Source organism: Oceanimonas pelagia (assembly GCF_030849025.1).
Taxonomy (GTDB): Bacteria; Pseudomonadota; Gammaproteobacteria; order Enterobacterales; family Aeromonadaceae; genus Oceanimonas; species Oceanimonas pelagia.
Map to the genome: position 1 here is coordinate 673,102 of NZ_CP118224.1, position 25,014 is coordinate 698,115.

Sequence of the window (25,014 nt, forward strand, 5' to 3'; positions counted from 1 at the left end):
GACGGGTGGCTGACAATCCGCTGGCGGAAACCGACAAGAGCACGCTTCCTGCCAATAACGGCGGCGCCGCCATGGAGGCGCAGGAGCGCAAGAGCACGCCCTTTGCCCTGCTGGGCAATGCCGATGTGCTGCGCCAGATAGTGATTGTGCTGGCCCTGGCCATTTGTCTGGCCATGGCGGTGTTTGTGCTGCTGTGGGGCAAGGAGCCGGAAATGCGGCCGCTGGGGGTATACAACAATCAGGAACTGATTGAAACCCTCGACTTTCTCGATGCTCAGAAAATAGAATACAAAATCGACGGCAACAGCGTGCTGGTGCGCGCCGATCAATATGCCGACATTCAGCTCGGCCTGCGTCGTTCCGGCCTGACCCAGGCGCCGCCCGAGGGCGACAGCATTCTGCTGTCCGATCCCGGCTTTGGCATCAGCCAGCGGCTGGAGCGCGAACGTCTTAACCTCAGCCGGGAGCGCCAGCTGGCCCGGGTGATTGAACAATATAACAGTGTGTCCCGGGCTCAGGTGCTGCTGGCCATTCCCCGGGAAAATGTGTTTGTGCGCGACAAGCGCAAGCCCAGCGCTACCGTGGTGCTGAACCTGCGCCGGGGCACCAGCCTGCGTCAGGAAGAAGTGGATGCCATTGTGGATACGGTGGCGTCGGCGGTGCCGGATCTCACCCCGGGCCGGGTAACGGTGACCGATCAGAACGGCCGCCTGCTCAACTCCGGCTCTCAGGATCCCCTGGCCGCCCGTAACCGGCGTGAGTTTGAACTGCAGCAAAAGCAGGAAGAGGAATACCGCCAGAAGATTGACGCCATTCTCAGCCCGGTGCTGGGGCTGGGCAATTACACCGCCGAGGTGGATCTGCGCCTCGATTTTCGCCGTCGTCAGCAAACGGTGAAAACCTATAACCCCGACATGCCGGCAATCCGCTCGGAAATGGTGATGGAAGACAACACCTCCGGTCGCGGTGCCATCGGTATTCCCGGTGCGCTCACCAACCAGCCTCCGGTGGACAGCGATATTCCCGAGCAGGCCGGCGAGGCTTCGGAAAAAACCGGGACCGAGCGCAGCCGGCGCGAGGCTACCCGCAACTTTGAGCTCGACACCACCATCAGCCACACCGAAAGCGCCGTGGGCGACATTCGCCGGCTCACGGTGTCGGTGGCGGTGGACTACAAGACGGTGACGCAGGCCGACGGCAGTCTGGAGCGGGTGCCGCTCGACGCCGCCGAGCTGGCCCGCATCGAGCGATTGCTCAAAGGCGGGCTGGGCTTTGATGTGAGCCGGGGCGATGCCATCGAGGTGGTCAGCATGTCATTCAACCGCCCCGATCTCGACACCGTGGCCGATATTCCCTTTTATGAGCAGGCCTGGTTCTGGCGGCTGGCCCGCATTCTCGGCGCCGTGCTGGTGCTGGTGGTACTACTGCTGGCGCTGGTGCGTCCCATGATGAAACGCCTGCTCAACATCGATGAAAAGCCCGACGAACTGGGGCTCGATGGTCAGAGCGCCCTGGCGGGCAGTGACGAGCTGGACATGCTGGCCCAGCAGGCGGAGCTGGAAGACGGCATGTTTGGCATTCGGGACGGACAGCTCAGGCTGCCCAACCTCAACAAGGATGAAGATCTGCTGTCGGCGGTACGGGCGCTGGTGGCCAACGAGCCGGATCTGGCGGCGCAGGTGATTAAAGACTGGGTACAAAGCGATGAGTGATCAACAGGAGCTGGTGATTACCGACGCGCAGCGGGAGATGCTGTCGCGCATGACGGGCACCGAAAAGGCCGCATTGCTGATGCTGAGCCTGCGGGAAGAGGACGCCGCCCAGATCTTTCGCCATCTGGATCCCAAGCAGGTGCAGCGCCTGGGCATGAAAATGGCCGCGATGAATGACTTTGGTCCGGATCGGGTGAGTGCCGTGCACCGGCTGTTTATTGAGGATATTCAGCGCTTTACCAAGATTGGCGTGGGCAGCCAGGACTTTGTGCGCAATGCCCTGGTGGCGGCCCTGGGGGAAGACAAGGCGGGCCGGCTGGTCAACCAGATTTCGGCCGGTGCCGGCTCTCGTGGCCTCGACTCGCTCAAGTGGATGGATGCCCGTCAGGTGGCCGGCATTATTCACAACGAGCACCCGCAAATTCAGACCATAGTGCTGTCGTACCTCGACGCCGATCAGGCGGCGGCCATATTGCAGCAGTTTCCCGAGCCCATGCGGCTGGATCTGATCATGCGCATCGCCGAGCTGGAAGAAGTGCAGCCGGCGGCGCTGCAGGAACTGAACGACATCATGGAAAAGCAGTTTGCCGGCAAGAGCAACGCCAAGGCGGCCAAGATGGGGGGGCTGAAGACCGCCGCCGACATCATGAACTACCTCGACACCGCCGTGGAAGGGGCGCTGATGGAGTCCATTCGCGACCAGGATGAAGAAATGAGCATGAAGATTCAGGATCTGATGTTCGTGTTCGAAAACCTGATCGACGTGGACGACCGGGGCATTCAGGTGCTGCTGCGCGAGGTTAACCCGGAGCTGCTGCAGCGGGCACTCAAGGGCGCCGACGATCAGCTCAAGGAGAAATTTTTCCGCAACATGTCGAAGCGGGCGGCGGAAATGCTGCAGGAAGACCTGGAGGCCATGGGCCCGGTGCGGGTCAGCGATGTGGAAGGGGCCCAGCGGGATATTCTGGCGGCCGCCCGGCGCCTGGCCGACAGCGGCGAGATGATGCTGGCCAAGGGTGGCGGGGATGACTACCTGTGAGCATTAAAAAAGGCTACAACCCCGAGGATAGGGTACCGGCGGGCCTGAATGCCTGGCAATGGCCCGAGATGGAAGTGGCCCGTGCGCCCCGGGAAGAACGCGTGGCGCTGCATCTGCGTACCGAGCACGAACCCGAGGCTGAAGCCGCCGAGCCCGGCGAGGAAGCCGCGTCCGAGCCCCTTACTGCCGAGGCGCTGGAAGCCATTCGTCAGGCCGCCTTTGAGGAAGGCCATGCCGAGGGCAAGGAGCAGGGCCTGGCCGAAGGCCGCGAGCAGGGCCGGCTGCAGGGCATGCAGGAAGGCCACGAGGCCGGCCTGCAGCAGGGGCTGGAGCAGGGGCTGGCGGAAGGCCGTGAGCAGATCCGGCAGCGGCTGGAGCAACTGAATGCCCTTGTCGAGCGGCTGCAGGCGCCGCTGGCGCAAGTGGACCATACCGTGGAGCAAAGCCTGGTCACCCTGGCCATGGAGCTGGCCCGCAATCTGCTGAAGGCCGAGGTCAGCGCCTCGCCCAAACTGTTGCTGGCCACGGTGCAGGAGGCGCTGCAGGCGCTGCCCCGCCATGACGGTCCGCTTACCTTTTATCTGCATGCCGACGACATGGCGATGCTGGCCGAGCACTATAACGACGAAGCCCGGGCCAAACGGGGCTGGGAGTTTGTGGTTGAGCCCGGGCTGGAACGGGGCGAGCTCAGGCTCACCACTGCCATGTCGCAGCTGGATGTCAGTCTGGCCGGCCGTATCGATGAGTTGATGGCCAATTTTATCAAGGCCAACTGGAGCCGTTTCCATGACGCTGGCTGAGCGTCTTTGTGCTTACCAGACCGCCGGCCTGACCCCGTCCATGGCCGCCAGCGGCAAACTCACCCGGGTGGTGGGGCTCACGCTGGAGGCGGTGGGCTGCACCGCCGCCGTGGGCAGCCAGTGTAAGGTGCAGACCCAGTTCGGGGAAATGGACGCGGAAGTGGTCGGCTTTGCCGACAACAAGCTCTACCTTATGCCGAGCGAGTCCCTGAAAGGCGTGATCCCCGGGGCCAGAGTCACGCCGGCGGGCAATGGTGCCGGCGTGCCCGTGGGCATGGCACTGCTGGGCCGGGTGATCAACGGCATTGGCCAGCCTCTGGACGGCCTGGGCCCCATCAACACCGCCACCACCGCCGATTTCGTGTCCCGCCCCATTAACCCCATGGCGCGCAGGCCCATCGAGACGCCGATGGACGTGGGGGTGCGTGCCATCAATTCGGTGCTGACCGTGGGCCAGGGCCAGCGCATGGGGTTGTTTGCCGGCTCGGGGGTGGGCAAGAGTGTGCTGCTCGGCATGATGACCCGGGGCGCCAGGGCCGACGTGGTGGTGGTGGGGCTGATTGGCGAGCGCGGCCGGGAGGTGAAGGAGTTTATCGACGTGATCCTGGGCGACCAGGGCCGGGCCCGCTCCGTGGTGGTGGCGGCCCCCGCCGACGCCTCTCCGCTGATGCGGCTGAAGGGTTGTGAAACCGCCCTGACCCTGGCGGAGTATTACCGGGATCAGGGGCTGAATGTGTTGCTGCTGATGGACTCGCTCACCCGCTATGCCCAGGCCCAGCGGGAAATCGCGCTGGCGGTGGGTGAGCCACCGGCCAGCAAGGGCTATCCGCCTTCGGTGTTCGCCAAATTGCCGGCGCTGGTGGAGCGGGCCGGCAACGGTGGTGACGGGCAGGGCAGCATTACCGCCTTTTTTACCGTGCTCACCGAGGGTGATGATCTGCAGGATCCCATTGCCGATGCCGCCCGGGCCATTCTCGACGGCCATATTGTGCTGTCGCGGCAGCTGGCCGACAGCGGCCACTACCCGGCCATCGATATCGAGAAGTCCATCAGCCGGGTGATGACGGCGGTTACCACTCCCGAGCACCAGCAACAGGCCCGGGCACTGAAGCAGGCCTATGCCCTCTATCAGCAGAATCACGATCTGATCAACCTGGGGGCCTACAAGAGCGGCGCCGATCCTAGGCTGGACATGGCCATTACCATTCGCCCCCGGCTGGAGCGCTTTCTGACCCAGGGCATGACCGAGGTGTTTGATCTTGAAACCTGCCTTAACGAGCTGCATATGGTGGCCATGCCGCTGATGAGGGCCGGCTGATGAGCAGGGCGCTGACCCTGCTGCTGGAGCAGCTGGATGGTGAAGAGCGCAAGGCGGCGGCGGAGCTTGGTGGCGCGCAACTGCAGTTGCAGCAGATGGAGCAGCAGCAACAGACCCTGAGCCAGTATCAGCGACAGTATGTGCAGACCTTTCAGCAGCGCGGCCAAAACGGGCTGGAAGCCCACCAGTTCGGGCATTTTCGCGGCTTTATCGACAAGCTGGAAATGGCCCGGCAACAGCAGCAGCAGGGCCTGCAGCAGGCCCGGGAGCAGCTTGCCCATAGCCGTGACGCCTGGCTGGCGGTGCGTGCCCGCAAACAGGCCATTGAAAAGCTGATGGCCCGAGAAAGCGAGCGCAAGCAGCAGGAAGCCGCCCGTCAGGAGCAGAAGATGCTCGACAACCTCGCCATTTACCGTTTTCACCAGAAGCCGCTGTAGTTTGCCGTTGTTTCCGTGAAGTTCGATGGGCTTGTGCTTTATGGATGTTCTATAAAACTGGTACATAACTTGCTTTATTTTAAGGTGTCCGGCCACTGTGCAGTTCGCGGAACAGCTGGCCTGTTTGTCCGAGTTTGAACAAGGTGCAGGCATGACCATATTGATGACCGGAATGGCCGGCCCCAAGACGGCTGTAAACGAAAGTGGAAGCGGGCGAGCCGGCAAGGCCGGTGCAGACACCGACTTTGACAAGGTGATGGCGCAGACCGAGCAGGCAAAGACTGCCCCTTCATCAGGCAAAGCGGAGAAACAGGCCGAGACGCCGGCCTTGCCGACAGACGCTGATGCTGAAAATGGGGAGCCATTGCCGCAGAGTGAGGAGGGGGGCAAGCAGTTGCCGCTCAAAGAGCTGACTCCATTGCAGGATGCGGAAGACTTGCGTTTGAACGAGGATGAGCAGGAAGAGGCTCCTTTGGTGGTAACGACGGCCCCTGAGACCAGAACATCCGAGGTGCTGGCAATTGTGCTTCCCGATGCGGCTCATGGTCAGGGGGAGCAAGACAGTGCTGTGCCGAAGCTTCAGGATGACGCTGAGCCTGACTGGCTGGCCCAGATCAGGCATGGTCAGCGCTGGCAAACCGGCTTGCATCAAAGCAACAAGCCCGAGCCGGCCGCCACTGAAGCCAAATTCAGCGAACCAACTCACAGCGATCCGACCAGCGAAGCCGGCAGTCGGCTCAGTGACCAGGCAAGCATGCTGCAGCCAGAGCAGGCGGCCGGTGAGGCGGGATTCTTGTTGAAAACGGTTGAAAACGGTTCTTACAGTGCGGATGACTCGGCGCTGCCCAATCAGCCTGAGGGTGTCTTGCCGTTGCAGGGGCGGGATCAGGGAATTCCGCTTAATGAGCGAGCGCAGTCGCTGACGGGGGAACGGACACTGTCTTTGCATCAGGGGGCGCCGGAGCAGAACGCCCGCCAGATGGCTCAGCAGGTGCAAGTGCTGGTTAATCAGAATATGCAGCAGGCTGATATTCAGTTGAGCCCATCCGAGCTGGGGGGCTTACGGATCCACATCAGGGTGGAGCAGGGGGAAGCCAGCATTCAGTTTCTGGCTCACCACCCCCAGGCCCGGGAGATGCTGGAGCAGGCCATGCCCAGGTTAAGAGACATGCTGGGGCAGCAGGGCATACAGCTGGGGCAGGGGCAGGTGGGCGGTTTTACCGGGCAGGGCGGCAATGCCGAAAACAGGGAGCCGGGGCAGAGAGGGGCCGGCACAACGGCCGCGAGTGGCGTGCCGGAAGAAGAAAGCTGGCAGCCGGTATCCGGTTTTTCTGCCCGTTCGGAAGACCGCGGCCTGATTGATTATTTTGCTTAAATGCGGTGAAACAACAAGGAATAAACAACAATGGCGGATAACCTTACCATTCCCAAGGTGTCATGGTACAAGCGCAAACCGGTGCTGATTGTACTGCTGGTAGTGCTGGTAGCCGGTGCTGGCGGAATCGCCTGGTTTTTGATGCCCTTCTCATCGGGGCCCGGGACGGTTGAAGAAAATGAGGCCGAACGCTCGGCCAGATATGTGAGTCTGTCTCAGCCTTTTGTGTTCAGTGTGTCCGGAGGTAGCCGGGACCGGCTGGTGCAGATAGAGGCCCAGCTGATGGTGCGGGGGGATACCAACGCCAATCTTGCGCAGAAACACCTTCCCCTGCTTGAAAGTACGTTGCTGGATGTGTTCAGCCGCCAGAGCGCCGATAACTATTCCTCTGCGGCAAGCAAGCAGGCCTTGCGGGAAGAAGCCCTGAGCGAGCTGAATCATGCTTCTGCCGAGGTGCTGGAAAAGCGGTTGTTCGAGAAAGTGTTGTTTACCAGCATAGTGATGCAATAGGTGAGTCGTGAGCGATCTGTTATCCCAGGATGAAATCGATGCCCTGCTGCACGGGGTGGACGACATCGAAGAAGAGGATGCCGGTACCGAAGATGGTATTGCCTCCTTTGACTTCTCTTCGCAGGATCGTATCGTTCGGGGTCGCATGCCGACCCTGGAAATGGTGAACGAGCGTTTTGCCCGTCATATGCGCATCAGCCTGTTCAACATGATGCGCCGCACCGCCGAGGTCTCCATTAACGGGGTGCAGGTCATCAAATACGGCGAGTACGTGCACTCGCTGTTTTTGCCCACCAGTCTCAACATGGTGCGCTTTCGCCCCCTCAAGGGCATTGGCCTGGTGACCATGGAGGCCCGGCTGGTGTTCATTCTGGTGGACAACTTTTTTGGGGGCGACGGCCGTCACGCCAAGATTGAGGGCCGGGAGTTCACCCCCACCGAACGCCGGGTGATCCAGCTGTTGCTGAAGCTGGTGTTTGAGGATTACAAGGAAGCCTGGGCGCCGGTGATGGACGTGGAATTCGAGTACCTCGACTCCGAGGTAAACCCCACCATGGCCAACATAGTGAGCCCCACCGAGGTGGTGGTGGTGAGCTCCTTTCACATCGATCTCGACGGCGGCGGCGGCGACTTTCACGTGACCCTGCCCTACGGCATGCTGGAGCCCATTCGCGAGCTGCTGGATGCCGGTGTGCAGAGCGACAAGGGCGAAAATGATCTGCGCTGGGGCAAGGCCCTGCGCGATGAAATTCTCGACGTGGAAGTGGAAATGACCACCCGGCTGCTGGAAAAGCAGGTCAGCCTGGGCGAGCTCATGAACTGGAAGGCCGGTGATATTATTCCCGTCGATATGCCCGAGCACCTGCTGGTGTCGGTGGAAGAGCTGCCCACCTTTCGCGCCCAGCTGGGCCGCGCGGGGGAGAAAATGGCCATTCGCATTACCGAAAAGATCAAGCGGCCGGAAACCGTCAAGACCGAGTTGCATGAAGTGACCCGCCGCGGCGTGCGCATTGATGGCGAAGCCGAGCTGGAAGAACTGGAAAGAACCATTGAGGACGCATAATGAGCGAGCAGAACGATCAAAGCGAGCTGGATGATATCTGGGGCGAGGCCATGGCGGAGCAGGAAGGGGGGGTGAAACCCGCCGAACTGGACGATTTCAGTGCCGACGGCCAGGCGCCCATTACCCAGGAGGAGCGGCGCAAGCTCGACACCATTCTGGATATTCCGGTGACCATTTCCATGGAAGTGGGCAAGAGCCAGATCAGCATTCGCAACCTGCTGCAGCTGAACCAGGGATCCGTGGTGGAGCTGGACCGGCTGGCGGGGGAGCCGCTGGACGTGATGGTCAACGGCACCCTGATCGCCCACGGCGAGGTGGTGGTGGTGAACGACAAGTTCGGTATTCGCCTGACCGACGTGATCAGCCAGACCGAACGGATTAAAAAGCTGAAATGAGATGCGCAGGCCCCATCATTAATGCATGTCGGCGTTTAATGCGTGCTGCCGTAGGCGCCGCTTTGGCCGGCGCAAGCCCGCACACGGCCGGGTCTTCACGGCCTGTTGCACTGGCCCTGCCAACTAAAGTGCCAGCTACCCTGTTTTGTTTAATGATGACGGCACCAGCTTGTGCCCAGGGCGGACCGGAGATCCAGTGGGGGTCCTGGGCCGTGTCGTCGGCCTTGGTGATCGGCCTGCTGCTGGCGCTGGGCTGGGGGCTGCGGCGGCTGAAACTGCCGGCCCTGGGCGGCAATCGTCAGTTGCGGGTGATCACCAGCCTGGCCCTGGGCCACAAGGAAAAGCTGGTGGTGGTGCAGGTGGGCGAGGAGCAGTGGCTGCTCGGCATTACTCCTCAGAACATCAACCGTCTGGGCAAGCTGGAGCAGCCGCTGGAAGTGCCCGAGAGCCAGTCGTTACTCAGAAGCTTTACTGAGCCGTCATCCTGACGAAAGTCAGGAGCTTTGTGCAAAAGATACCGGGTCAGGCCCGGTATGACAGAGACTTAACTTTAAGTGCCATTTCAGCAAGTGATGGTTTGGGAGCAGATGTACATGAAAAGGGATAACGGGTGAGCCGTATCAGTTACTTGCTGCCGCTGCTGTTGTTGCTGGCCATGCCGGCCCTGGCCCAGCAGGGCATGTCGGCGGTGACCGTCACCACCAACCCGGACGGCAGCCAGGAATACAGCCTCACCCTGCAGGTGCTGGCGCTGATGACGGCGCTGTCGTTTTTGCCGGCGGTGGTCATCATGATGACCTCCTTTACCCGCATTATCGTGGTGCTGTCCATTTTGCGGCAGGCACTCGGCCTGCAGCAGAGCCCGTCCAACCAGGTGCTGATCGGCATCAGCCTGTTTCTGTCGTTCTTTATCATGGCGCCGGTGCTGGACCGGGTGAACGCCGAGGCACTGCAGCCCTATCTGGCGGAAGACATAGGGTCAAAGGAAGCCCTGTCCCGGGCCGAGCTGCCCATTCGCGACTTTATGCTGGCTCAGACCCGGGTCAAGGATCTGGATACCTTTCTCAATATCGCCAACGTGCAGGTAGAGAATGAGGCCGAGGTGCCCCTGCGGGTGCTGATCCCGGCCTTTGTGACCAGTGAGCTCAAAACCGCCTTTCAGATCGGCTTTATGCTGTTTCTGCCGTTTCTGGTGATCGATCTGGTGGTGGCCAGCATTCTGATGGCCATGGGCATGATGATGCTCTCGCCCATGCTGATCTCGCTGCCGTTCAAGCTGATGCTGTTTGTGCTGGTGGACGGCTGGAACCTGATCATGGGCACGCTCGCCACCAGCTTTGGACTGGGAGCCCCGTAATGAGCCCGGAAACCTTCGTCGATCTGTTCCGCAGCGCCCTCTGGCTGGTCACGGTACTGGTGTCGGCGGTGATTTTTCCGAGCCTGGCGGTGGGCCTGCTGGTGTCCATCTTTCAGGCCGCCACTTCCATCAACGAGCAGACCCTGAGCTTTCTGCCCCGGCTGCTGGTCACCCTGGGGGCCCTGGCGGTGGGGGCCCACTGGGGCTTTGGCATGCTGATCGACTATTTTCACGAGCTGGCGAGCCAGATCCCCCAGGTGGTGGGCTAGGGGTGAACTACACCACCGCCGAGCTGATGCAATGGCTGGCGTCCTACCTCTGGCCGCTGTTTCGCATTGCCGGACTGATGATGACCATGGTGATGTTCGGCGCCCAGCTGACGCCTGTCTACACCCGGCTGCTGCTGGCGGTGGCCATTACCATTGCGGTGGCGCCAGTGCTGCCGGCCATGCCGGCGGTGGAGCTGTTTTCGGTGCAGGGCTTTCTGATCACCCTTCAGCAGGTGCTGATAGGCGCCGTGATTGGCCTGCTGTCCCAGTTTTTGCTGCAAACCTTCGTGACCGCCGGCCAGATCATCGCCATGCAGACCAGCCTGGGATTTGCCTCCATGGTGGATCCGCTGAACGGCCAGTCGGCCCCCGTGGTGGGCCAGTTGTATCTGATGCTGGGCACGCTGCTGTTTCTCGGCCTCGACGGTCACCTGGTGATGATCGAGGCCATCGTGCTCAGCTTCAGCTCGGTGCCGGTGTCGGCCAGCGGTTTTTCCGTGGGCGACTGGCAACACCTGGCCGGCCTGCTCACCCTGCTGTTTCAGGCGGCGGTGGCCATGTCACTGTCGGCCATTGTGGCCATGCTGCTGATCAATTTCAGTTTTGGCGTCATGACCCGGGCCGCGCCCCAGCTCAACATCTTCAGCGTGGGATTTGCCATCAGCATGGTGTGTGGCCTGTTCATCATGTGGCTGACCCTGGGCGGCTTTATGGATCACTTTGAAAATCAGTGGCTGCGCCTGCAACAGGTGATGTGCGACAGCCTGAGACTGACCTGCGAAGGAGGCTGACATGGCAGAGTCGGATGGTCAGGAAAGAACGGAACAGCCCACGGAGCAGCGACTTCGGCAGGCGCGGGAAAAAGGCCAGATCCCCCGCTCCAAGGAGCTGGGCACGGCGGCGGTGCTGCTCAGCGCGGCCGCCGCCCTGCTGATGCTGGGCGATTCACTGGGGGCGGCCCTGTCCAGGGTGTTTGAGCAAAGTTTCCGGCTGGAGCGGGCGGCCATTTTTGACCCGGCCGCCATGATGCCGGCGCTGGCCGAGGCCATTGGCGGCCTGATGTGGCCGCTGCTGGGCATGTTTGCCGTGGTGCTGGTGGCGGCCCTGGTGGGTAACAGCCTGTTGGGCGGTTTTAACTTCAGCACCCAGGCGATGATGCCAAAATTCAGTCGCCTCAGTCCCATGAACGGCCTCAAGCGCATGTTCGGGGTGCAGGCGCTGGTGGAGTTGCTGAAGTCCATCGCCAAGGTGGTGTTTATCGCCACCATTGCGGTCTGGCTGCTGTGGGGGCAGTTCGATCACATTCTGCGTCTGAGCGGCGAAACCCTGAACCTGGCGATGAAGGACGCGCTGGAACTGCTGCTGTGGATGGGGCTGGGGCTGTGTCTGGCACTGCTGCCCATTGTGGCCATCGACGTGCCCTTTCAGGTATGGAACCACACTCGCCAGCTCAAGATGACCCTGCAGGAAATCAAGGACGAATACAAGAATACCGAGGGCAAGCCTGAGGTGAAAAGCCGTATTCGCCGGCTGCAGCAGGAAATGGCCAACCGCCGCATGATGGCCGAAGTACCTACCGCCGACGTGGTGGTGGTGAACCCGACCCACTTCTCGGTGGCCCTGCGTTACGACAAGGACAAGCCCGGCGCCGCTCCCGTGGTGGTGGCCAAGGGGCTGGACGAAATCGCGCTCAAGATTCGGGAAGTGGCCCGGGAATACCAGGTGCCGGTGATCTCGTCGCCGGCCCTGGCCCGGGCGGTGTACTTCTCGACCAGGCTGGATCGGGAAATTCCCGACGGCCTGTTCGTGGCCGTGGCCCAGGTGCTGGCCTATGTGTTCCAGCTGAACGCCTGGCGCAAGGGCCAGGGCAACAAGCCGCTGCCGCTCAAGGACGACTTGCCCATCCCCGATGAGTACCGGGTGTAAAAATATTAAGGGATTAGCATGGCCCATTCTCCAGGATGATTGGCTCATTTCTTGCATTCCCCCGACCATGATTTTTGATTTTCCGCGAGTGTCATGGAGTTAAGGGCAAGGCTTTCACAGGCAAAACAGTGGTCCCGGTGGGTGAACAAGGGCATGGGTACGCCGCTGCTGGTGCTGGCGGCGCTGGCCATGGTGGTGTTGCCCATTCCGCCCCTGATGCTGGACGTGCTGTTCTCCTTCAATATTGCCCTGGCGCTGGTGGTGCTGCTGGTGGCGGTATACACCCAGCGCCCCCTCGACTTTGCCGCCTTTCCCACCGTGCTGCTGGTGGCCACCCTGCTCAGGCTGGCGCTCAACGTGGCGTCTACCCGGGTGGTGCTGCTGGAAGGCCACGAAGGGGGCAATGCCGCCGGTAACGTGATCGAGGCTTTTGGCTCGGTGGTGATCGGTGGCAACTATGCGGTCGGTCTCATCGTGTTTCTGATCTTGATGATCATCAACTTCGTGGTGGTCACCAAGGGGGCCGGCCGGATCTCCGAAGTGAGCGCCCGCTTTACCCTGGACGCCATGCCCGGCAAGCAGATGGCCATCGACGCCGACCTTAACGCGGGGCTTATCAACCAGGACGAGGCCCGCACCCGCCGGGACGAAGTCACTCAGGAAGCCGACTTCTACGGCTCCATGGACGGTGCCTCCAAGTTTGTCAAGGGCGACGCCATCGCCGGCATCATGATCCTGTTTATCAACATTCTCGGCGGCTTTCTCATCGGCATGGCCCAGCATGGGCTGAGCTTCGGCGACGCCGCCCGGGTTTATACCCTGCTCACCATAGGGGACGGCCTGGTGGCGCAGATCCCCTCGCTGCTGCTGTCCATCGCCGCCGCCATTATCGTGACGCGGCAAAACACCCGGGAAGACATGGGCCAGGCCATGCTGGGTCAGCTTTTTGACAACCCGCGCTCGCTGGCCATTGCCGCCGGCATTCTCATCGCCATGGGGCTGGTGCCGGGCATGCCCCATTTTGCCTTTCTGCTGCTCGGCGCCCTGTCCGCCGCCGGCGCCTGGTGGATGCACAAGCGCCAGGGGGAGCGGCAGCAACAGCAGGAAGAGGCCGGTGCCCAGCCGCCGGCGGTGGCTGGCAGTGAAAACCGCGAGCTGAGCTGGGATGATGTGATGCAGGTCGACACCATCGGCCTGGAAGTGGGTTACCGGCTGATCAGCCTGGTGGACATCTCTCAGGGCGGGGAGCTGCTCAGCCGCATCAAGGGCGTGCGCAAAAAGCTGTCCCAGGAGCTGGGTTTTCTGATCCCCGCCGTGCACATTCGCGACAACCTGGAGCTGGGCCCCAACCAGTATCAGATCACCCTGATGGGGGTCAGCTCGGGGCTCGCCGACATCTATCCCGAGCGGGAGCTGGCCATCAACCCGGGGCAGGTGTTCGGGCCGGTGCAGGGCATCGATACCCGGGATCCGGCCTTTGGTCTGGAAGCCACCTGGATTGCCCGGGACCAGATCGAACACGCCCAGAGCCTGGGTTACACGGTGGTGGATGCCGCCACCGTGGTGGCCACTCATCTCAGTCAGTTGCTGACCAACAATGCCGCCGTGCTGCTGGGTCATGAAGAGGTGCAGAACCTGATCGATCAGGTGGGGCGCAGCCAGCCCAAGCTGGTGGAGGGGCTGGTGCCCAATACCCTGAGTCTGGCCCTGGTCACCAAGGTACTGCAGAGTCTGCTGAACGAAGGCGTGTCCATTCGGGACATGCGCACCATTTTGCAGACCCTCACCGAATACGCACCCAAGAGCCAGGATCCGGAAGTGCTCACCGCCGCCTGCCGCATTGCCCTGCGGCGTTTTCTGGTGCAGGAAATCGCCGGCACCGAGCGCGAGCTGCCGGTTATTACCCTGGCACCAGAGTTGGAACAGATTTTGCAGAACTCTTTGCAGGCCGGTGGCGCTCAGGGCAGCGGCATAGAGCCGGGGCTGGCGGAGCGCATGCAGCAGTCCCTGAGCCAGGCCGCCGCCAACCAGGAGCTGGAAGGTCAGCCGGCGATACTGCTGACCTCGGGCATGTTGCGTACCACCCTGGCGCGCTTTGTCAAACACACCATTCCCAGTCTGCGGGTGCTGTCTTACCAGGAAGTGCCGGATGATCGCCAAATCCGCATAGTGGCGTCGGTCGGGCAGCAGTAGCGGGAGAGATTGAATGAAGATTAAACGGTTTTTTGCCAAGGACATGAGAGCCGCGCTGGCCGAGGTCAAGGAAGTGCTCGGGGCCGATGCGGTGATCATGTCCAACAAGAAGGTGTCAGGCGGCATCGAAATCGTGGCCGCCGTGGATGACGACGACGGCGCGCCGGTTGAACCGCCTTCACGGGCCCTGAGTGACGACAATGTCAGAATCTCGTCGCAGGCCCGTCAATTTGTCCCGCCGCTCAGCCAGCAGCAGCAGGCCGACTCGCTGCAGGCGCTGCTCAACCGCGGCAAAACCGAGCCCTCGCCCAAAACCCTGGCCGAGCAGGTGGACTGGGGCCAGCCCGAACGGCGCCGGGAGCCGGTGCTGAGCCAGCCTGCGCCGCTGTTTGCCGGCGGAGGCAAAAGCAGCCGGCAGAAGGAAAGCGCCAAGGACAAAGAGCTGAACGCCATGCGTCAGGAAATCGCCAGCATTCGCCGGCTGCTGGAACACCAGGTGTCCGGCCTGATGTGGCAGGAGGTGGAGCGGCGCGAGCCGGTGCGGGCCATGGTGATCAAGCAGCTCAAGCAGCTGGGGTTCAGCGATGGCTTTGCCGATATGCTGGCCATGCGGGTGCACGAGCGGGCCGCGCCCCACGAGGCCTGGGCCCAGATTGAAGCGGCGCTGAACGAACTGCTGGTGACCGGGGAAGACGAAATCATGCGTCAGGGCGGGGCTGTGGCCCTGCTCGGCCCCACCGGGGTGGGCAAGACCACCACCATCGCCAAGCTGGCGGCCCGCTTTGCCGCCCGCCACGGTGCCGATCAGCTGGCGCTGATCACCACGGATCATTACCGTATCGGCGCGCACGAACAGCTGCAGACCTACGGCCGCATCATGGGCGTGGCGGTCAAGCAGGCGCGGACCTATCAGGAACTGGCCCAGGCGCTGTATCAGCTGCGCCACCGCCGTCTGGTGCTGATCGACACCGCCGGCATGGGCCAGCGGGACATGCGCCTCAATGAGCAGCTCGACAACCTGGTGGGGGATCGCCAGATCCGCATTCGCAATTACCTGGTGCTGCCGTCCACCGCCCAGCGCCGTGTGCTGCAGGAGGCGGTGGAGCATTTTCGCCGCATTCCCCTGGCGGGCTGCATTCTCACCAAACTGGACGAGAGCCTGTCGCTGGGCGATGTACTCGACATCAGCATTCAGAACAGCCTGCCCATCAGTTATGTCACCGACGGCCAGCGGGTGCCGGAAGATCTGCGCCTGGCCAGGGCCGACGAGCTGGTGCGCCAGGCCCTGGGGACGGTAGAGCAGCAACGGGAAGACCCTTACTACTGGGAAGCTTCCGATGCCGACCAAGAGGATGCGCGTTTTTATGAATAATTGGTTTCAGGACCAGGCAAGCGGACTGCGGCTTATGCAAAAAATGAACAGAGTGCAGGTGATTGCCGTGACCGGCGGCAAGGGTGGGGTCGGCAAGACCAACATTACCCTCAACATGGCCTCGGCCATGGCGGCCCAGGGCAAGCGGGTGATGGTGCTGGACGCCGATCTGGGGCTGGCCAACGTGGACGTGTTGCTGGGCATTCGGGTGCGCCACAACCTGTCCCACGTGCTGCGGGGCGAATGCACCCTGGATGAGGTCATGGTGGAAGGCCCGCAGGGCATCCGCATCATCCCCGCCACTTCCGGCAACCAGTCGATGACCGAGCTGTCGCCGCTGGAGCACGTCAGTCTGATCCGGGCCTTCAGCGAAATGCGCACCCCGGTGGATGTGCTGCTGGTGGACACCGCCGCCGGCATCTCCGACATGGTGCTGAGCTTTGCCCGGGCGTCCCAGGAGGTGCTGGTGGTGGTGTGCGACGAGCCCACCTCGATCACCGACGCCTATGCCCTGATCAAGCTGCTTTCCCGGGAGCATGGCGTATTTCGCTTCAAGATAGTGGCCAACATGGTGCGCAGCCAGCGCGAGGGCATGGAGCTGTTTGCCAAGCTCACCCGGGTTACCGACAAGTTCCTTGATGCGTCCCTCGAGCTGGTGTCCTGCATTCCCTTTGACGGCAACCTGCGCATGGCGGTACGCCGCCAGAGCCTGGTGGTCAACCAGTATCCCAAGTCGCCCTCGGCCATGGCCATTCGCGCCCTGGCGGCCAAGGCGCTGAACTGGCCCACGCCCCACCGGGCGGAAGGACACCTGCAATTCTTTGTTGAGAGGCTGCTGGCCAACCCGGTCGCAGAGCAGGATGTTCGGGGGTAGCAAGGCGCAGGCCTACGCCCGGCACAATACCCAGGGGCTGGTGGAGCGCCATGCCGATCTGGTGCGCCGCATTGCCCAGCATTTGCTGGCACGTCTGCCCGACAGCGTGTTGCTCGACGATCTGATCCAGTCGGGCATGGTGGGCCTGCTGGAGGCGGCGAAAAACTTTGACGCCTCCAAGGGGGCCAGTTTCGAGACCTTTGCCGGTATTCGCATTCGCGGCGCCATGCTCGACGAAATTCGCCGGGGCGACTGGGTGCCGCGTTCGGTGCACCGCAACGGCCGTCAGATTGCCGAGGCCATGCACAGCATTCAGCGGCGGGAAGGGCGCCCGGCCCAGGACCGGGAAATTGCCGAGGAGCTGGGGGTCTCTATCGGTCAGTATCACGCCATGCTGGCGGACGTGAATCACGGCAAATTGCTGGAGATGGACGAGTTTGAGCAGGGCGTAGAGTATCAGGCCTGCTCCTCGGTCCATGCCGGCAGCCCCTTTGAAGGCATGGCCAGAGACCGTTTTCAGCACGCCCTGGCCGAGGGCATTCGCAAGTTGCCGGAGCGGGAAGCCCTGGTGCTGTCGCTCTATTACGACGAAGAGCTTAATCTGCGGGAAATCGGTCAGATCCTGGAGGTATCCGAGTCCCGTGTGAGCCAGATACACAGTCAGGCCATGCTGCGGCTGAAATCGCGCCTGAAAGACTGGAAAATTTGATTTTGACAACAAGTTAAGTGAGATAATCCGCAACTTCTCGCTTAAGAAGCCGGAGTTTCTGCCGACTAGTTAACAGTGGGCGTCTCTTATCATGTTCAGCGGCTGTTGGTTCAGCAGAACAGGAGGAATGGGTTGGACAAGAACATGAAAATCCTCATCGTGGATGATTTTTCCACCATGCGCAGGATTATAAAAAATCTGCTCAGGGATCTGGGCTTTAACAACACGCACGAGGCGGATGACGGCCTGACGGCCCTGCCCATGCTTAAGAACGGCGACTTCGATTTTGTGGTGACCGACTGGAACATGCCGGGCATGCAGGGCATTGACCTGCTCAAGGCCATTCGTGCCGACGAAAAACTCAAGCACCTGCCGGTGCTGATGGTGACCGCCGAGGCCAAGCGCGAGCAGATCATCACCGCCGCCCAGGCGGGGGTGAACGGCTATGTGGTCAAGCCGTTTACCGCCGGCACCCTTAAGGAAAAACTCGAGAAGGTTTTCGAGCGCATCGGATAAGGGTCTCACATGACACAACCACAAGGACTGATCAGTCTGGAACAGGCCCGAAACCTGGTGGCACTGCTGGAGCAGGGAGATCAGGCCGGGGCCGATCGTTTTATGACCGAGGTCTGCATGCCTCATGCGGACGCCCTGCTGGAGCAGGTGGGGCAGCTGACCCGTCAGCTGCACGATGCGCTGCAGGAGTTTCGTAACGACCCCCGTCTGCCGGAGCTGGCCCAGACCGATATTCCCGATGCCCGTGAGCGCCTGAATTACGTCATCGACATGACCGACAAGGCCGCCAACCGGACCATGGATGCGGTGGAAGCCAGCCTGCCCATTGCCGACCGGCTCAACGATCGCATTCAGCAGGTGATGCCGGGCTGGCGCGGGTTGATGCAACGGCAGCTTGAGCTTAACAAGTTCAAGGAACTTTGCTACCAGCTCGACGATTTTCTCCAGGATTCCGAACAGGATGCCGACCGGCTGCGCCAGTTGCTGACCGAGATCCTGATGGCCCAGGACTACCAGGATCTCACCGGTCAGGTGATTCGCCGGGTGATCAAGCTGGTGCAGGAGGTGGAAGCCAAGCTGGTAGACATTCTGTCGGTATTTGGTCGCCTGACCGGTGAGCAGGCAGGCAACCGGACCCCGCCGGCGGCCGGCCGGAGCGAGGCCATTGAGGCCGAGGGGCCCATCATCAACAGGGAACAGCGTGATGACGTGGTCTCGGATCAGGATGAAGTGGACGATCTGCTGTCCAGTCTGGGATTTTAAGGAGCAAGCATGGGCTTTGAGGTAGACGAGGATATTCTGCAGGACTTTCTGGTGGAAGCATCGGAAATTCTGGAGCAGCTGTCGGAGCAACTGGTGACCCTGGAGCGTCAGCCCGACGACAAGGATCTGCTGAACGCCATCTTCCGCGGCTTTCACACCGTCAAGGGCGGTGCCGGCTTTTTGTCACTGACCGCTTTGGTGGACACCTGCCACAAGGCCGAGAACGTGTTTGATATTCTGCGCACCGGTCAGCGTCGGGTGACCTCCGAGCTGATGGACGTGATCCTGCGGGCGCTGGATACGGTGAACGCCATGTTTGCCCAGATTCAGAACCGCCAGGAGCCCACCCCGGCAGATCCGGCCCTGCTGGAAGAGCTGGGTTTCTATTGCCAGCCCGAGCAGCCGGACGAAACACCGCCGCCGGCGGTTGAGACCCCGGCGGCCGGCACCCCGGCCGAAGACAATAGCATCGAGTCCCTCAGCGAGCAGGAATACCGGCAAATGCTGAACGAGCTCGATGGCGAGCAGGCGGCCAGCGACAGCGACGACATTACCGACGACGAATTCGAAGCCCTGCTTGACCAGCTGCACGGCGCCGGCAAACACGGCGGCGTGCCGCAGAGCGGCGCCGTGGCCCGCCCCGAGCCGGTGGCCGGCGCCGCCGGCAGCGGCGACGACGATTTGATTGACGACAGCGAATTCGAAGCCCTGCTGGACCAGCTGCACGGTGCCGGCAAGGGCCCCACCGCCACGCCGGCGCCGGGAGGCGCCGTGCCCACCGGCGCCGTGCAGCCCGCGGCCGCGAAACCCGAGGCGTCCGTTGCGGCGGCCAAACCCGCTGCCAAGGCAGAAGCTGCCAGGCCGGCGGCCCACCAGCCGCCCCCCGCCGATACCACGGTGCGGGTGGACACCAGGACCCTCGACAGCATCATGAACATGGTGGGTGAGCTGGTACTGGTGCGTAACCGCCTGCTCAGCCTGCAGTCCGGCCACGAGAACGAGGAAATCACCAAGGCGGTGACCAACCTCGACGCCGTGACCGGCGATCTGCAGGGCGCGGTGATGAAAACCCGCATGCAGCCCATCAAGAAGGTGTTCGGTCGCTTTCCCCGGGTGGTGCGGGATCTGGCCCGCAGCATGAAAAAGGAAATCGAGCTGGAAATGGTGGGGGAAGAGACCGATCTCGACAAGAACCTGGTCGAGGCCCTGGCCGATCCCCTGGTCCACCTGGTGCGCAACTCCTGTGATCACGGCATTGAAACCCCGGAAGAGCGGGAAGCCGCCGGCAAGCCGCGCAAGGGGGTGATCCGGCTGACCGCGTCCCAGGAAGGGGATCATATTCTGCTCGGCATTGAAGACGACGGCGCCGGCATGGATCCGGAAAAGCTCAAGGGCATTGCCATCAAGCGCGGCATTCTCGATGCCGACGGCGCCGCCCGCATGAGCGACCACGAGGCCTACAACCTGATCTTTGCGCCCGGCTTTTCCACCAAGGTGGAGATCACCGACGTGTCTGGCCGGGGCGTGGGCATGGACGTGGTCAAGACCGGCATCAGCTCGGTGAACGGCTCCATCTTTATCGATTCGGAAAAAGGCAAGGGCACCAAACTGCAGATCAAGGTGCCGCTGACCCTGGCCATCCTGCCCACCCTGATGGTGGTGGTGGGAGAGCAGACCTTTGCCCTGCCGCTGACCAACGTCAACGAAATCTTCCACCTGGACCTGACCAAGACCAGCATGGTGGACGGCCAGCTCACCGTGGTGGTGCGCAACAAGGCCATTCCGCTGTTCTATCTGCAGGACTGGCTGCTGCGCGGCGGCAAGCGCGAGCGCAAGGCCCACGGCCATGTGGTGATCGTGATGATCGGCAATCAGCAGGTGGGGTTTGTGGTGGATGGCCTGATCGGCCAGGAGGAAGTGGTGATTAAACCGCTGGATCAGCTGCTGCACGGAACCCCCGGCATGGCCGGCGCCACCATTACCAGCGACGGCGGCATCGCTCTGATCCTCGACATTGCCGGCCTGATCAAGGCCTACGCGCGTCGTTACGCCTGACGCCATAACAGGGAGCACGACAATAATAATGACTATTCGGGTTTTGGTGGTCGACGATTCCAGTTTTTTCCGCCGGCGGGTCAGCGAGATCCTGGCGCAGGATCCCTTGCTGGAGGTGATCGACACCGCCGCCAACGGCCGCGAGGCGGTGGAAAAGGTGAAGACGCTGCGACCGGACGTGATCACCATGGACATAGAAATGCCGGTGATGGACGGCATCAGCGCGGTGCGCGAGATCATGAAGGTTTCGCCCACGCCGGTGCTGATGTTTTCTTCCCTCACTCACGAGGGCGCCCGGGCCACCCTGGAGGCACTGGACGCCGGTGCCATGGATTTTTTGCCCAAGCGCTTTGAAGACATCGCCCGCAGCAAGGAAGAGGCCATTTTGCAGCTGCAGCAGCGGGTGCGCGCCATTGCCCGGCGCCGGCCGCGGGTGGCAAGCCCGCGGCCGGCCTCCACGCTGTCGTCGCTGCCGTCCCGGACCGCGCCGGTGCGCGCTCCCGCGGCCGCCTTCAGCCGCCCGAATGCCGGTGAGCCGGCTCAGCCGGTGGTGGCAGCGGAGCGGCGCAGTCTGCCCCGGCGCAGCGGCAAGAGTTACCAGCTGCTGGCTATTGGCACTTCCACCGGCGGCCCGGTGGCGTTGCAGGCGGTGCTGACCAGGCTGCCGGCCAACTTTCCCCATCCCATCGTGCTGGTACAGCACATGCCGGGCACCTTTACCACCGCCTTTGCCGCCCGGCTCGACGGCCTGTGCCAGATCCGCGTGAAAGAGGCGGAAGACGGCGACGTGTTGCGTCCGGGCCATGCCTACCTGGCCCCCGGCGGCCGGCAGATGATGTTTGAAGGCCGCCCCGGCGCGGCCCGGCTGCGCATTCTCGACGGTAACGACAAGGTCAATTACAAGCCCTGTGTCGACATTACCTTCGCCTCGGCCGCCAAGGTATATGGCGGCAAGGTGCTGGCGGTGGTGCTCACCGGCATGGGTGCCGACGGCCGCGACGGCGCCCGCCTGCTGAAAGAGCAGGGCGCCAGCGTCTGGGCCCAGGACGAGGAAACCTGCGTGGTCTATGGCATGCCCCAGGCGGTGGCCAAGGCCGGCATCGCCACCGAGTCGCTGCCGCTGCCGCTGATCGGTGAGGCCATCGTTCACGAAATGGCGGGCTGAGATGGCATTGGCCGGTCTGCTGCTCGCCCTTGGCTGTATCGCCCTGGCCCAGTGGTGGCACGGAGGCGAGCTGTCGGTGCTGCTGGACGGCCCGGCGCTGCTCATTGTGCTGGGAGGTAGTCTGGGGGCGGTCTGGCTGCAAACGCCCTGGTTTCAGGTGCGCGCCGCCATCGGGGCCCTGGCCGGGGTGTTTTCGCGTCCGGCCTGGCCCTTTCAGGAGCAGAGCGCGCGTCTGCTGCGCTGGTCCCACGAGGCGCGCCAGGGCGGGTTTCTGGCGCTGGAAGGGCGACTGCACAGTGACCGGCTCGACGACTTTACCCGGCAGGGGCTGCAATGGCTGGTGGACGGTACCGAGCCGGCCATGATGGAGCAGTTGCTCGACAATGAGCTGGCGCGCATCGAGGAGCAAAAGGAGCTGGAGGCCCGGGTATTTGAAGCCATGGGCGGCTACAGCCCGACCATTGGCATTATCGGCGCCGTGCTGGGGCTGATCCAGGCCATGTCGCACCTGGAAGATCCGGCCCGGCTGGGCAGCGGCATTGCCGTGGCCTTTGTCGCCACCCTCTACGGCGTGGGCCTGGCCAACCTGCTGCTGCTGCCCCTGGCCAACCGGCTGCGGGCCATTTACCGGCTGGAGCTGCGTTACCGCGAGCTGACCGCCATCGGCCTGCTGGCCATTGCCCGGGGGGAGGGCAGCCTGTCGGTCAGCCGCCAGCTCAGCCAGTATCAGGGAGGCCGGCAATGAAGCGGCGTTCGTTGCTGCCCGCCCGCCACGACCAGCATACCGAGCGCTGGCTGGTGTCCTACGCCGACTACATGACCCTGGCCTTTGCGCTGTTTGTGATGCTGTATGCGGTGCATGCCTCGCGCAGTGAACTGCGCCAGCCGGTGGTGGACGGGGTACAGCAGGCGCTGGGGCAGCTGGGCATGCGCCCCGACAAACAGGGGGCGCTGGAGCGCCAGGGCCAGCCGGCACTGCCGGTGAGCGCACAGCCGGCGGCGACGTCTTCCGCCAACAGCCTGCACGAATTCAGCCTGGGCCTGGGAGAGCGGCTGGCACCCCTGGTCGAGCGCCGTCTCGCCAGCATTGAGCAGGGCGAAAACGAGCTGGTGCTGACCCTGGACGGCCGCCTGCTGTTTGCCGAGGGCAGCGCCCTGCTCGGGGCCAACAGCGAGCCGGTGTTTGCGGCCCTGCTGCCGCTGCTGGCCCGGGATAATCATTTTTTGCGGGTGCGCGGCTTTGCCGACAACGTGGCGGTGAGCAACGAGCTGTATGTGTCTGACTGGCAGCTGTCCGCCGAGCGCGCCCGGGTGGTGCTGGAGCGCCTGGCCGGCGGTGGTGTCGCTCCCCAGCGGCTGCGGCTTGAGGCCTATGGCCAGTACCGCCCCGCGGAGCGGGACAGAGGAGAGGCCGGGCGCTCCCTCAACCGGCGGGTGGAAATCGCGGTTTCCAGCCGGTGCTGGCAGCCCCCCGAGAGGCCGGCACCGGTCCGCACCCTGCCGCCGGACGACAACGGCGGCCTGCAGGTGTATGAGCTGCCGGGGGGCGGCATTCGCATTACCAACGACAGGATGACCCCGTGATAGTCTGGACCGTAGCAAATCAGAAAGGCGGCGTCGGCAAAACCACCTCGGTGGTGGCTCTGGCCGGCCTGCTGGCGCAGCGCAACAAGCGGGTGCTGCTGATCGACACCGATCCCCACGGTTCGCTCAGCGCCTACCTGGATTACAACTCCGATACCCTGGCCGGCACCCTGTTTGATCTGTTTCAGGTGCCCGGGGCGGGGCGCGCCGAGCTGGAGCGGGTGGCACTGGCCACCCGCTTTGAGGGCATCACCCTGTTGCCCGCATCCATCTCCCTGGCCACCCTGGAGCGTACCTCCAGCAGCCGGGAAGGCATGGGGCTGGTGCTCAAGCGGCTGCTGGCGCAGGTGAAAGACGAGTTCGATGTGGCCATTATCGACTGCCCGCCGGTGCTGGGGGTGATGATGGTTAACGCCCTGGCCGCCTGTGACCGCATTCTGGTGCCGGTACAGACCGAGTTTCTGGCGCTGAAGGGGCTGGAGCGCATGGTCAGCACCTTTAAACTGATGCACAAGGCGCGCAAGGACGGATTTAATTACACCGTGGTGCCGACCATGTATGATCAGCGCACCCGGGCCTCGGTGCAGAGCCTCGAGAGCCTGAAAGAACAATACGGCGACCGGGTGTGGCCGGCGGTGATTCCGGTGGACACCAAGTTTCGTGACGCCAGCCTGCGCCACGAGCCACCATCCTATTTCGCCAGGGGCAGCCGGGGGGTGTATGCCTACCAGACCCTGCTGCGCTATTTGTGGCGTCTCGACGGAGGAGACCAGCCATTATGAACCAACGTCAGTTTGCGGCTCTCGATGATTACTTCGGCGCCCTGCTGGAAGAGAGCGAGCCCCGGCCGCAGGCGGCGGTCGTGTCCGCCAGGCCCGAGCCCGTGGTGCCGGCCTATGCGGATCCGCAGGAGGACGAGCGGCGCCGGTCGCTGGAGACCCTGCTGGCCACGGTGGCCGAGCTGAAGGAAGAAGAGGCGGCCGCCGCCGAGCCGGCCGAACAGCTGCCCGATCAGGCGCCGAAGGTGACGCCGCAAGTCAAAACCGAGGCGCCGGCTCCGGTGGCAACTCCGGAGCCGGTGGTGCAGCCGGAGCCTGCCGCGCCGGCCTGGCGCAACATGGACACCGAGGCCCGCTTTCAGGCGCTGTTTTTCGAGGTGGCGGGCATGACCTTTGCCGTGCCGCTGACCCACCTGGGGGGCATTTATCAGCTGTCGAAGCTGACCAGCCTGTTTGGCAAGCCGGCCTGGTTTTCCGGCATCATGACCGAGCGGGAACGCCAGCTCAGCGTGGTGGACACCGCCCGCTGGGCCATGCCTGGCCATACCCAAGACGAGGAATACCAGTATGTGGTGACCCTGGGCGAGAGCAGCTGGGGGCTGGCCTGTCATCAGCTCAAGGGCACCGCCCAGCTTTCCCGGGAGCAGGTGAAGTGGCGCACCACGCCGGGCTCCCGGCCCTGGCTGGCGGGCATGGTCAAGGAAAAAATGTGTGCCCTGCTGCACGTGGATGCATTGATCGCATTGCTGGAGCAGGGCAAAAATATCGACGGACAACGGGTCTGAGAGACATAAGGGTGAGTGT

At 62.9% G+C, this 25,014-nt stretch carries 26 protein-coding genes; all 26 read left to right on the forward strand.

Features of this window, described 5'->3' with window-relative positions; translation table 11 throughout:
• Positions 1–5: 5 nt before the first annotated feature.
• The 26 genes from fliF (at position 6) to PU634_RS03235 (ending at position 24,995) form a co-directional block, all read left to right on the forward strand.
• A complete protein-coding gene (gene fliF / locus PU634_RS03110) occupies positions 6–1,712 on the forward strand; it encodes a flagellar basal-body MS-ring/collar protein FliF (protein ID WP_306762614.1) in 1,707 nt (568 codons plus the stop codon).
• Positions 1,705–2,751: a flagellar motor switch protein FliG gene (fliG, locus tag PU634_RS03115; RefSeq protein ID WP_306762615.1), complete on the forward strand. Its 1,047-nt coding sequence runs from the start codon at positions 1,705–1,707 to the stop codon at positions 2,749–2,751. Before fliF ends, fliG begins: the two co-directional genes overlap by 8 nt.
• Entirely contained in the window at positions 2,748–3,551 is an 804-nt protein-coding gene (gene fliH, locus PU634_RS03120) for a flagellar assembly protein FliH (protein ID WP_306762616.1), read from the forward strand. The genes fliG and fliH overlap by 4 nt, the downstream gene beginning before the upstream one ends.
• The gene (fliI, locus tag PU634_RS03125; RefSeq protein WP_306762617.1) at positions 3,538–4,869 is read left to right on the forward strand and encodes a flagellar protein export ATPase FliI; all 1,332 of its coding nucleotides are present in this window, start codon (positions 3,538–3,540) and stop codon (positions 4,867–4,869) included. Before fliH ends, fliI begins: the two co-directional genes overlap by 14 nt.
• A complete protein-coding gene (gene fliJ, locus PU634_RS03130; protein WP_306762618.1) occupies positions 4,869–5,306 on the forward strand; it encodes a flagellar export protein FliJ in 438 nt (145 codons plus the stop codon). The genes fliI and fliJ overlap by 1 nt, the downstream gene beginning before the upstream one ends.
• A 151-nt stretch (positions 5,307–5,457) precedes the next feature.
• The gene (locus PU634_RS03135) at positions 5,458–6,681 is read left to right on the forward strand and encodes a flagellar hook-length control protein FliK (RefSeq protein ID WP_306762619.1); all 1,224 of its coding nucleotides are present in this window, start codon (positions 5,458–5,460) and stop codon (positions 6,679–6,681) included.
• A gap of 30 nt (positions 6,682–6,711) precedes the next feature.
• A complete protein-coding gene (locus PU634_RS03140) occupies positions 6,712–7,191 on the forward strand; it encodes a flagellar basal body-associated FliL family protein (protein ID WP_306762620.1) in 480 nt (159 codons plus the stop codon).
• Positions 7,192–7,198: 7 nt separating this feature from the next.
• Positions 7,199–8,254: a flagellar motor switch protein FliM gene (gene fliM, locus PU634_RS03145; protein ID WP_306762621.1), complete on the forward strand. Its 1,056-nt coding sequence runs from the start codon at positions 7,199–7,201 to the stop codon at positions 8,252–8,254.
• The gene (gene fliN / locus PU634_RS03150; RefSeq protein ID WP_371319620.1) at positions 8,254–8,649 is read left to right on the forward strand and encodes a flagellar motor switch protein FliN; all 396 of its coding nucleotides are present in this window, start codon (positions 8,254–8,256) and stop codon (positions 8,647–8,649) included. Before fliM ends, fliN begins: the two co-directional genes overlap by 1 nt.
• 212 nt (positions 8,650–8,861) lie before the next feature.
• Entirely contained in the window at positions 8,862–9,137 is a 276-nt protein-coding gene (gene fliO / locus PU634_RS03155) for a flagellar biosynthetic protein FliO (RefSeq protein WP_306762622.1), read from the forward strand.
• A gap of 167 nt (positions 9,138–9,304) precedes the next feature.
• The gene (gene fliP, locus PU634_RS03160; protein WP_306763652.1) at positions 9,305–10,006 is read left to right on the forward strand and encodes a flagellar type III secretion system pore protein FliP; all 702 of its coding nucleotides are present in this window, start codon (positions 9,305–9,307) and stop codon (positions 10,004–10,006) included.
• Positions 10,006–10,275: a flagellar biosynthesis protein FliQ gene (gene fliQ / locus PU634_RS03165; RefSeq protein ID WP_306762623.1), complete on the forward strand. Its 270-nt coding sequence runs from the start codon at positions 10,006–10,008 to the stop codon at positions 10,273–10,275. Before fliP ends, fliQ begins: the two co-directional genes overlap by 1 nt.
• 2 nt (positions 10,276–10,277) lie before the next feature.
• Entirely contained in the window at positions 10,278–11,066 is a 789-nt protein-coding gene (gene fliR, locus PU634_RS03170) for a flagellar biosynthetic protein FliR (RefSeq protein ID WP_306762624.1), read from the forward strand.
• A 1-nt stretch (position 11,067) separates the two neighbouring features.
• Positions 11,068–12,201, forward strand: a complete 1,134-nt coding sequence (gene flhB / locus PU634_RS03175) for a flagellar biosynthesis protein FlhB (protein WP_306762625.1) — start codon at positions 11,068–11,070, stop codon at positions 12,199–12,201.
• Positions 12,202–12,294: 93 nt separating this feature from the next.
• Positions 12,295–14,394, forward strand: a complete 2,100-nt coding sequence (flhA, locus tag PU634_RS03180; RefSeq protein WP_306762626.1) for a flagellar biosynthesis protein FlhA — start codon at positions 12,295–12,297, stop codon at positions 14,392–14,394.
• A 13-nt stretch (positions 14,395–14,407) separates the two neighbouring features.
• Entirely contained in the window at positions 14,408–15,766 is a 1,359-nt protein-coding gene (gene flhF / locus PU634_RS03185; protein WP_306762627.1) for a flagellar biosynthesis GTPase FlhF, read from the forward strand.
• Positions 15,759–16,640: a MinD/ParA family ATP-binding protein gene (locus PU634_RS03190; protein WP_442604706.1), complete on the forward strand. Its 882-nt coding sequence runs from the start codon at positions 15,759–15,761 to the stop codon at positions 16,638–16,640. Before flhF ends, PU634_RS03190 begins: the two co-directional genes overlap by 8 nt.
• On the forward strand, positions 16,627–17,349 hold the full coding sequence (locus tag PU634_RS03195; RefSeq protein WP_306762629.1) for an RNA polymerase sigma factor FliA: 723 nt from the start codon (positions 16,627–16,629) through the stop codon (positions 17,347–17,349). The genes PU634_RS03190 and PU634_RS03195 overlap by 14 nt, the downstream gene beginning before the upstream one ends.
• Before the next feature lie 144 nt (positions 17,350–17,493).
• Positions 17,494–17,865 carry a chemotaxis response regulator CheY gene (gene cheY, locus PU634_RS03200; RefSeq protein WP_439331555.1) on the forward strand — a complete coding sequence of 124 codons (372 nt, stop codon included), beginning with the start codon at positions 17,494–17,496 and terminating at the stop codon, positions 17,863–17,865.
• 9 nt (positions 17,866–17,874) lie between these two features.
• Complete coding sequence (locus tag PU634_RS03205) at positions 17,875–18,627, forward strand: protein phosphatase CheZ (protein ID WP_306762630.1); 753 nt, start codon at positions 17,875–17,877, stop codon at positions 18,625–18,627.
• Between the two features lie 9 nt (positions 18,628–18,636).
• Positions 18,637–20,682: a chemotaxis protein CheA gene (locus PU634_RS03210; protein WP_306762631.1), complete on the forward strand. Its 2,046-nt coding sequence runs from the start codon at positions 18,637–18,639 to the stop codon at positions 20,680–20,682.
• A 28-nt stretch (positions 20,683–20,710) separates the two neighbouring features.
• Positions 20,711–21,847 (forward strand): protein-glutamate methylesterase/protein-glutamine glutaminase, encoded by a 1,137-nt coding sequence (locus PU634_RS03215; RefSeq protein WP_306762632.1) that lies wholly within the window; start codon positions 20,711–20,713, stop codon positions 21,845–21,847.
• A gap of 1 nt (position 21,848) precedes the next feature.
• On the forward strand, positions 21,849–22,592 hold the full coding sequence (locus tag PU634_RS03220; protein ID WP_306762633.1) for a flagellar motor protein: 744 nt from the start codon (positions 21,849–21,851) through the stop codon (positions 22,590–22,592).
• The gene (locus PU634_RS03225) at positions 22,589–23,431 is read left to right on the forward strand and encodes a flagellar motor protein MotB (RefSeq protein ID WP_306762634.1); all 843 of its coding nucleotides are present in this window, start codon (positions 22,589–22,591) and stop codon (positions 23,429–23,431) included. Before PU634_RS03220 ends, PU634_RS03225 begins: the two co-directional genes overlap by 4 nt.
• Entirely contained in the window at positions 23,428–24,213 is a 786-nt protein-coding gene (locus PU634_RS03230; RefSeq protein ID WP_306762635.1) for a ParA family protein, read from the forward strand. Before PU634_RS03225 ends, PU634_RS03230 begins: the two co-directional genes overlap by 4 nt.
• On the forward strand, positions 24,207–24,995 hold the full coding sequence (locus tag PU634_RS03235; RefSeq protein WP_442604710.1) for a chemotaxis protein CheW: 789 nt from the start codon (positions 24,207–24,209) through the stop codon (positions 24,993–24,995). The genes PU634_RS03230 and PU634_RS03235 overlap by 7 nt, the downstream gene beginning before the upstream one ends.
• Positions 24,996–25,014: the final 19 nt, after the last annotated feature.

Bases quoted from the DNA above. Each gene is read 5' to 3' on its own strand.
- PU634_RS03190 (WP_442604706.1), top strand. From the start codon at position 15,759: ATGAATAATTGGTTTCAGGACCAGGCAAGCGGACTGCGGCTTATGCAA.
- PU634_RS03225 (WP_306762634.1), top strand. From the start codon at position 22,589: ATGAAGCGGCGTTCGTTGCTGCCCGCCCGCCACGACCAGCATACCGAG.
- fliP (WP_306763652.1), top strand. From the start codon at position 9,305: ATGCCGGCCCTGGCCCAGCAGGGCATGTCGGCGGTGACCGTCACCACC.
- PU634_RS03135 (WP_306762619.1), top strand. From the start codon at position 5,458: ATGACCATATTGATGACCGGAATGGCCGGCCCCAAGACGGCTGTAAAC.
- fliI (WP_306762617.1), top strand. From the start codon at position 3,538: ATGACGCTGGCTGAGCGTCTTTGTGCTTACCAGACCGCCGGCCTGACC.
- cheY (WP_439331555.1), top strand. From the start codon at position 17,494: ATGAAAATCCTCATCGTGGATGATTTTTCCACCATGCGCAGGATTATA.
- flhA (WP_306762626.1), top strand. From the start codon at position 12,295: ATGGAGTTAAGGGCAAGGCTTTCACAGGCAAAACAGTGGTCCCGGTGG.
- PU634_RS03215 (WP_306762632.1), top strand. From the start codon at position 20,711: ATGACTATTCGGGTTTTGGTGGTCGACGATTCCAGTTTTTTCCGCCGG.
- PU634_RS03220 (WP_306762633.1), top strand. From the start codon at position 21,849: ATGGCATTGGCCGGTCTGCTGCTCGCCCTTGGCTGTATCGCCCTGGCC.
- PU634_RS03210 (WP_306762631.1), top strand. From the start codon at position 18,637: ATGGGCTTTGAGGTAGACGAGGATATTCTGCAGGACTTTCTGGTGGAA.
- fliN (WP_371319620.1), top strand. From the start codon at position 8,254: ATGAGCGAGCAGAACGATCAAAGCGAGCTGGATGATATCTGGGGCGAG.
- flhB (WP_306762625.1), top strand. From the start codon at position 11,068: ATGGCAGAGTCGGATGGTCAGGAAAGAACGGAACAGCCCACGGAGCAG.
- fliJ (WP_306762618.1), top strand. From the start codon at position 4,869: ATGAGCAGGGCGCTGACCCTGCTGCTGGAGCAGCTGGATGGTGAAGAG.
- PU634_RS03195 (WP_306762629.1), top strand. From the start codon at position 16,627: ATGTTCGGGGGTAGCAAGGCGCAGGCCTACGCCCGGCACAATACCCAG.
- PU634_RS03205 (WP_306762630.1), top strand. From the start codon at position 17,875: ATGACACAACCACAAGGACTGATCAGTCTGGAACAGGCCCGAAACCTG.
- fliQ (WP_306762623.1), top strand. From the start codon at position 10,006: ATGAGCCCGGAAACCTTCGTCGATCTGTTCCGCAGCGCCCTCTGGCTG.
- PU634_RS03140 (WP_306762620.1), top strand. From the start codon at position 6,712: ATGGCGGATAACCTTACCATTCCCAAGGTGTCATGGTACAAGCGCAAA.
- flhF (WP_306762627.1), top strand. From the start codon at position 14,408: ATGAAGATTAAACGGTTTTTTGCCAAGGACATGAGAGCCGCGCTGGCC.
- fliG (WP_306762615.1), top strand. From the start codon at position 1,705: ATGAGTGATCAACAGGAGCTGGTGATTACCGACGCGCAGCGGGAGATG.